Raw genomic sequence first — 8,708 nt, forward strand, 5'->3', positions numbered from 1 at the left:
ATCTGCGGGAGCGGGTCCGGTTCGATGAGGCGATCCGGGGCTGGCTGGGTCAGGGTGCCGGTGCGTTTGTGGAGGTGAGCGCGCATCCGGTGCTGACCGTCGGCGTCCAGGAGACCGCCGAGGCCGTCGGCGTCGAGGTCGCCGCCATCGGTTCGCTGCGGCGCGATGACGGGGGCAGGCGGCGGTTCCTCCAGTCGCTCGCCGAGGCCGGGACCGTCGGCGCTCCCGTCGACTGGCGTCCCCTGTTCCCGGCCGGGCTGACCACGGTCGATCTGCCGACCTACCCGTTCCAGGGCCGCCGCTACTGGCTTGAGGCGCCCGCCCCAGGCGCGGCCGCCCCCGCCGGACAGGTCCCGCGCGACGAGGTCGAGGCCCGGTTCTGGGACGCCGTGGAACGGGAGGACCTGGCCGCGCTCACCGGCGATCTGGCGCTTGAGGCCGAGGAGCCGCAGCTCGGCCAGGTGCTGCCGGCCCTGGCGTCCTGGCGTCGCCGACACCGCGAACGCGCCACCACCGACGGCTGGCGCTACCGCGTCTCCTGGCGGACCCTGCCCGAGCCGGAGCGCACCCAACTCTCCGGCAGCTGGCTGCTGTTCGTCCCGGATGAGACTCCGGGCCCCTGGGCCGACACCGCCGCCCGCGCCCTGGACGAGGCCGGCGCCTCCGTCGTCACCGTGACCGTGCCGGCCGGTGGCACCGGCCGCGAGGATCTGGACGAACGGATCGCCGCCGCCGTCGGCGACGACCGCGACTCCGTCGCCGGCGCGTTCTCCCTTCTCGCGCTCGACGAGCGGCCACACCCCGAACACCCCGGCGTTCCCGCCGGTTATGCCGCCTCGCTCGCGCTGATCCAGGCGTTGGGCGACACCAAGCTCGACGTTCCGCTGTGGTGCGCCACCCGGGGTGCCGTCGCCGCCGGTGCGGGCGAGGGCGTGGCCAGCGTCGGCCAGAGCCTGCTCTGGGGGCTTGGCCCCGTCGTCGGCATCGAGACCCCCGAACGCTGGGGCGGACTGGTCGACCTGCCGACCGAGCCCGACGAGCGGACCGGGCGTCGGCTGGTCGCCGCCCTCGCCGGCCTCCGTGACGAGGACCAACTCGCCCTGCGCGCAGCAGGGGTGCTGGGTCGGCGGATCGTCCGCGCGACGCTTGGCGCGACCAGGCCAGCCCGCGAGTGGCGGCCGGAGGGCACCGTGCTGATCACCGGTGGCACCGGTGCGCTCGGCGCCCACACCGCCCGCTGGCTCGCCGCCAACGGCGCCCCCCATCTGCTGCTGCTCAGCCGCGCTGGCGCCGAAGCGCCAGGAGCGGCCGAACTGGCCGATGAGCTGCGCGAGGCGGGCAGCGAGGTCACCCTGGCGGGCTGCGATATCGCCGACCGGGACGCGCTGGCCGGCGTTCTCGACGCGATCCCGGCCGACCGTCCGCTGACCGCCGTCATCCACACGGCCGCCGCGCTCTACGACGGCTCGGTCGACGCCGTCACCCTGGACTCGGTGGCGGGCGCCCTGCACGCCAAGGCGGAGGGCGCGCTCAACCTGCACGAACTCACCAAGGACCGGGAGCTGACGGCCTTCGTCCTGTTCTCCAGCTTCTCCACCGCCTTCAGCGCCCCTGGCCTGGCCACCTACACACCGGGCAACTCCTACCTGGAAGCGCTCGCCGCCCAGCGGCGCGCCGCCGGGCTGCCGGCCACCGCCGTCTCCTGGGGTACCTGGGACGGCGCCGGGATGGCGCAGGGCGCCGTCGCCGAACGAGGCCGTCGGCACGGCGTGTTCACCCTGCCGCCCGAGCTGGCGCTGGCCGCGCTCCAGCAGATCCTCGACCACGACGAGACCAGCACCGTCGTCGCCGATCTCGACTGGGAGCGGTACGCGCTGATCTACACCGCCGAACGTCCCACCCGCCGGATGGACGAGGTGCCCGAGGCACGCCGCGCGCTGGACACCGCCGAGGCCGTGTCCCGCACCGAGCAGTCGGCGAAGGGCAAGGGCTCCTCGCTGGTCAACCGGCTGGCGTCGCTGACCGTCGCCGAACGCGAACGGGAGCTGACGGAGCTGGTCCGCTCCAACGCCGCCCTCGTTCTGGGGCACGAGTCCGCCGGCTCGGTCGACGCCCAACAGCCCTTCCGACACGTCGGGTTCGACTCCCTCACCGCCGTCGAACTACGCAACCGGCTCAACGCGGCCACCGGCCTCAAACTGCCCGCCACCCTGGTGTTCGACTATCCGACGCCGAAACACCTCGGCGCACAGCTGGCGACGCTGCTGCTGCCGAACGACTCCGCCGCACAGCCGGTGCTCAGCCGGCTTACCGAGCTGGAGGGCGCGCTCGCCGGCCTCACCCCGGACGGCGACACCCACGAACAGATCACCAAACACCTCCAGAACCTGCTGTGGAGCTGGGGTGAGCGGGCGCCGGCCAACGCGCCCACCGAGGAGGGCGACGCCACCACGGAGGTGGACGTGGCCTCGGCGAGCGCCGACGAGTTGTTCAACCTGATCGACGAGCTGGGACAGCCCTGAGTCGTCTCGCCCCCAGAAGAACGATCCCGGCTTTCACTGGAGAAGACACCATGTCGAACGTTCCGCAGCAGAACGAGCAGAAGCTGCTCGACTACCTCAGGCGGGTCACCGTCGATCTCAAGCGGACCCAGGCCGAGCTACAGACGCTCCAGGAGCGGGAGCGCGAGCCTATCGCCATCGTCGGCATGGCCTGCCGCTACCCGGGCGATGTGCACTCGCCCGAGGACCTGTGGCGGGCGCTCACCGACGGCGCCGACCTGGTCTCCTCCTTCCCCGACGACCGGGGCTGGGATCTGGGGACGCTCTATGACGCCGATCCGGATGCCGAGGGCAAGACCTATGTGGAGGCCGGCGGATTCCTGGGCGGCATCGCCCAGTTCGACCCGACGCTCTTCGGGATCTCGCCGCGTGAGGCCCTGATGATGGACCCCCAGCAGCGGCTCACCCTGGAGCTGACCTGGGAGATCTTCGAACGCGCCGGGATCGACCCGCAGTCCGTCCACGGCCGGGACATCGGCACCTTTGTCGGCGCCAACCCGCTCGACTACCACAGGGCCGTCGCCGACACCGCCATGGGTGCCGAGGGCCATCTCGTCACCGGCTCATCGGCCGCCGTGGTCTCCGGGCGGATCGCCTACTCCTTCGGCCTCACCGGGCCCGCCGTCACCATCGACACCGCCTGCTCCTCCTCGCTGGTAGCCCTCCATCTGGCGGTTAACGCGCTGCGCATGGGCGACTGTTCACTGGCCATCGCCGGCGGTGTCGCCGTGATGCCCAACCCCGCCGCCTTTGTCGGCTTCAGTCGGCAGCGCGCCCTCTCCAAGGACGGGCGCTGCCGCGCGTTCTCCGCCGACGCCGACGGCATGGGCCTGGGCGAGGGCGTGGGTCTGCTGCTCGTCGAACGCCTCTCCGAGGCCAGGAAGAACAGGCACCCCGTGCTGGCCGTGATCCGCGGCTCGGCCATCAACCAGGACGGCGCGTCCAACGGCCTCACCGCCCCCAACGGTCCGGCCCAACAGCGGGTGATCGAGGCCGCGTTGGCCAACGCCAGGCTCGCCCCCGAGCAGGTCGACATGGTGGAGGCGCACGGCACCGGAACCAACCTGGGCGACCCCATCGAGGCCCAGGCGCTGCTCGCCTCCTACGGTCAGAGCCGGCCGACCGACCAGCCGCTGTGGCTGGGCTCCCTCAAGTCCAACATCGGCCACGCCCAGGCCGCCGCCGGCGTCGGCGGCGTCATCAAGACCGTGCTCGCCATGCGCCACGGACTGCTGCCCAGGACCCTGCACGCCGACACCCCCACGCCTCGCGTCGACTGGGACTCGGGCGCCGTGCAGCTGCTCACCGAGGGCATCGACTGGCCCGACCGGGGCCGGCCGCGCCGCGCTGGCGTCTCCTCGTTCGGCATGAGCGGCACCAACGCGCACATCATCCTGGAGCAGGTCACCGACGAGCCGACACCGGACGAGGCACCCGCCGCGAGCGGACCCGCCGCCTGGGTCGTCTCCGGACGCACCCCGGGCGCGCTCCGCGACCAGGCCCGTCAGCTCGCCGACTTCGCCGACGAACACCCCGAGCTGGACCCGGCCAGGGTCGGCCGCGCCCTGGCCACCACCAGGGCCGCCCTGGACCACCGCGCCGTCGTCATCGGCGACGACCACGCCGCGCTCGGCGAGGCGCTGCGCCGGATCGCCGACGACGCCCCCGAACTGTCCGTCGGCACCGCCCTGGGCAGCGTCCACGACCGAGCCGCCCGGCCCGTCTTCGTCTTCCCCGGGCAGGGCTCCCAGTGGCTCGGCATGGCCGTCGAACTCATCGACGCCTCACCGGAGTTCGCCGAGGAGTTCCGGCGCACCGCCGCCGCCGTCGAAGCCCTGGTCGGCTGGAAGGCCGAGGAGGTGCTGCGCGGCTCGGACGACGAGGCCGCGCTGGAACGGGTCGATGTCGTGCAGCCCGTGCTTTTTGTCGTGATGGTCGCGCTCGCCGGGTTGTGGCGCGCGCACGGCGTGCGGCCGGCGGCCGTCGTCGGCCACTCGCAGGGGGAGATAGCCGCCGCCGTGGTCGCCGGCGGCCTCACCCTGGCCGACGGCGCCCGGATCGTCGTGGAACGCAGCCGTGTCATCGGCGAACGGCTCGCCGGACGCGGCGGTATGGCGTCCCTGGCTCTGTGCCGCGCCGAGGTGGAGATGCTGCTCGCCGACTGGGAGGGACGGCTCTCCGTCGCCGCCGTCAACGGCAGCGGCTCCACCGTGGTCGCCGGCGATGTGGAGGCGCTGGACGGACTCACCGCCGCCTGCGAGAGCCAGGGCCTGCGGATCCGCCGCATCCCCGTGGACTACGCCTCCCACTCGCCCCAGGTGGACGAGGTCGCCGAGGAACTGCTCGCCACCCTCGCCGGCATCGAACCCGCCTCCTGCGAGGTGCCGTTCTACTCGACCGTCGACGGCGCCCCGCTGGACACCGCGACGCTCGACCCCGCCTACTGGGTGCGCAACCTCCGCCAGCCCGTCGAGTTCGCCGATATCACCCGGCTGCTGGTCGACGAGGGCTTCCGGATCTTCATCGAGTCGAGCCCGCACCCGGTGCTGGCCCTGGCCGTCGCCGAGACCGCAGGCACCGAGGCGGTCACCGTCGGCTCGCTGCGCCGGGGCGAGGGCGGCCTGGACCGTTTCCTGCTCTCCCTCGGCGAGGCGTGGGCACACGGCGTCGACGTCGACTGGCCGTCGCCCGCTGGCCCGGCCGTCCCCACGCTGACCGGACTGCCCACCTACCCGTTCCAGCACGAGCGGTACTGGGTCGAGGCCGTCGACGACGATATCCGGCAGGCCGTCGGCGCCCCCGATATCGTCGAGTCCCGCTTCTGGGCGGCCGTCGAGAACGAGGACCTGTCGGCGCTGGCCGAGACCCTGGACTACGACGGCGCCCAACTCGCCGAACTGCTCCCGGCGTTGGCGTCCTGGCGGCGCCGCAACCGGGAGCATGCCGCCCTCGACGGCTGGCGCTACCACCTCAGCTGGCAGCGCGTCACCAAGCGCGCCACCAAGAACGCCGGGGCACGGCTCGACGGCAGTTGGCTGCTCGCCGTGCCCGCCGCCGTCGACCACCCCTGGATCGAGGCGGCCGAGCTGGCGCTGCGCGCGGCCGGTGCCGACGTCCGACGGCTCACCGTCCCCGACGCCGCCGACCGCGCCCAACTCGCCGAACTGCTGCGCCCCGCCCTCGCGGACGCCGAGATCGGCGGCGTCCTTTCGCTGCTGGCGCTCGACGAACGCGCCGACCGGGGCGCGCCGGCCCTCACCGTCGGCACCCTCGGCAACCTCGCCCTGCTCCAGGCCCTCGGCGACCGCGAGCTGACAGCCCCGCTCTGGTACGCCACCAGCGGCGCCGTCTCAGTCGCCCCCGTCGAAGACCTCAACCACCCGGCGCAGGCTGACAGCTGGGGCCTGGGCCGGGCCGCCGCCGTCGAGTACCCGGGCCGCTGGGGCGGCCTGGTCGACCTGCCGGAGACCGCCGACGAGACGGCCGGGGACCGGCTGACCACCGCGCTGAGCGGCGCGCTCGACGAGGACCAGCTCGCGGTGCGCGCCGAAGGGCTGCTGGCCGCCCGCCTCACCCGCGTCCCCAGGATCGACGACGCGCCGACCACCGGCTGGCGTCCACCCCGGGGCACCCTGCTGATCACCGGCGGCCTCGGCGGCATCGGCACCCATGTCGCCCGCTGGCTGGCCCGCGAGGGGGCCGAACATCTGCTGCTCACCGGGCGGCGCGGCGCGGAAACCCCGGGCGCCACCGAACTGGCCCGCGAACTCACCGAGTCGGGCACCAAGGTGACCATCGCCGCCTGCGACGTCTCGGACCGCACCGCCGTCGCCGGCCTGCTGAAGGCCATCCCCGCCGCCCAGCCGCTGACCGGCGTCTTCCACACCGCCGGCACCCTGGACGACACCATCATCGACACCCTCACCCCCGAACGGGCCCAGGGCGTCGCCGAGGGCAAGTCTCTGGCCGCGCGCCATCTGCACGAGCTGACCGAGGGCCACGAGCTGGCCGCCTTCGTCCTCTTCTCCTCCTTCGCCAGCTTGCTGCCCAACGTCGGCCAGGCCAACTACTCGGCCGCCAACAACTTCCTGGACGCCCTAGCCCTGCACCGCCGCCACCGTGGCATGCCCGCCACCTCCGTGCTCTGGGGCTCCTGGGGCGGCGGCGGCCTCACCGACGGCGAACTCGGCGACCGGCTGCGGAACGACGGCGTCCCCCCGATGGATCCCGAACTCGCCGTCGCCGGACTCGCCCGCGCCCTCGCCGACGACGAGGGCCTGCTGGTCGTCGCCGACGTCAACTGGGAACGCGCAGCGCCGGCGGCCGTCAGCGTGCGGCCTTCGCAGCTGCTCTCCACCGTGCCCGAGGCCAGGCGCGCCATCGCCGCCCGCAACGAGAGCGACGAGGACGCCGGCGCCGACTCCGAGCTGACCCGCAGGCTCGCCCAGCTCAGCCCGGCCGACCGGGACCGCGAACTGGTCTCCCTGGTCCGCGCCCAGGCCGCCGTGGCGCTCGGCCACACCGACAGCGAGGCCGTCTCCGGCAACCGCCCCTTCAAGGACCTGGGCGTCGACTCGCTGATCGCCGTCAACCTGCGCAACAACATCAGCCGGGTCACCGGCCTCCCGCTGCCCGCGACGCTGGTCTTCGACCACCCCACCCCGGCCGAACTGGCGAAGTTCCTCGGCGAGAAGCTGTTCGGCGACGCCACCCAGCCGGCCCCGGCCGCGCCACGTGCCGCGCTCGCGCCGGTGGTGGACGACCCGGTCGTCATCGTCTCCATGGGCTGCCGCTTCCCCGGCGATGTGCACACCCCGGAGGACCTGTGGCGGCTGGTCGCCGAGGGCGGCGACGCCGTCTCCGACTTCCCCACCGACCGGGGCTGGGACGTCGAGGGACTCTACGACCCGGACCCGGACGCCCCCGGCAAGACCTATGTCCGCCAGGGCGGCTTCCTGCACGAGGCGGCGCTCTTCGACGCCGGGTTCTTCGGGATCTCCCCCCGCGAGGCCCTGACCATGGACCCCCAGCAGCGGCTGCTCCTGGAAACCTCCTGGGAGACCCTGGAACGCGCCGGCATCGACCCGACCTCCCTCAAGGGCCAGAACGTAGGCGTCTTCGTCGGCGGCGGCCACCGGGGCTATGTCGACGCCGACGGCGATCTGCCCGAGGGCTCCGAGGGCTTCCTGATGACCGGCAACGCCTCCAGCGTCATCTCCGGCCGGATCGCCTACACCCTCGGCCTGGAGGGCCCGGCCGTCACCGTCGACACCGCCTGCTCCTCCTCGTTGGTGGCACTCCACCAGGCCGCCCAGGCGCTCCGCCACGGCGAATGCGATATGGCCCTGGTCGGCGGCGTGGTGATCATGCCGGACGTCGATGTCTTCGTGGAGTTCAGCCGCCAGCGAGGGCTCGCTCCCGACGGCCGCTGCAAGGCGTTCTCCGACAACGCCGACGGCACCGCCTGGGCCGAGGGCGTCGGCGTTGTCCTCGTCGAGCGGCTGTCGGACGCGCGCCGCAACGGGCACCGGGTGCTGGCCGTGGTCAAGGGCTCGGCGATGAACCAGGACGGCGCGTCCAACGGGCTCACCGCGCCCAATGGCCCGTCCCAACAGCGGGTGATCCGGCAGGCGTTGGCCAACGCCGGGCTGACGCCCCAACAGGTGGACGCCGTGGAGGCGCATGGCACGGGCACCTCGCTCGGCGACCCGATCGAGGCGCAGGCGTTGATGGCGACCTATGGTCAGGGCCGGGACGCGGACCGTCCGCTGTGGCTGGGCTCGGTGAAGTCCAATATCGGCCACTCCCAGGCCGCCGCAGGTCTCGCCGGCGTCATCAAGATGGTGCTGGCCATGCGGCACGGGGTGCTGCCCAAGACCCTGCACGTCGAGGAGCCGTCGACCCATATCGACTGGGCCGCGGGCGCCGTCGAGCTGCTGACCGAGGCCAGGCCCTGGCCCGAGACCGGCGCCCCTCGCCGGGCCGGCGTCTCCTCCTTCGGCTTCAGCGGCACCAATGTGCATGTGATCCTCGAACAGGCCCCGGCCCAGGAGCCGGTCCCTGAGCCGACGGTCTCCGGGCCCGCCGTGGTGCCGTGGGCGTTTTCGGGGCGTTCGGATGTGGGGTTGCGGGCGTTGGCGGGTCGGT

At 73.3% G+C, this 8,708-nt stretch carries 2 protein-coding genes; both read left to right on the forward strand.

The annotated features are described in order from the left end of the window. Positions 1 to 2,522, forward strand: a 2,522-nt coding sequence (locus DEH69_RS17575; protein ID WP_113687934.1) for an SDR family NAD(P)-dependent oxidoreductase, incomplete at its 5' end; no start/stop codon positions are given. Between the two features lie 50 nt (positions 2,523 to 2,572). Further along, a partial coding sequence (locus DEH69_RS17580; protein WP_113687935.1) for a type I polyketide synthase occupies positions 2,573 to 8,708 on the forward strand: 6,136 nt, incomplete at its 3' end.

Source organism: Streptomyces sp. PT12 (assembly GCF_003311645.1).
In the GTDB taxonomy this organism is placed as follows: Bacteria; Actinomycetota; Actinomycetes; order Streptomycetales; family Streptomycetaceae; genus Streptomyces.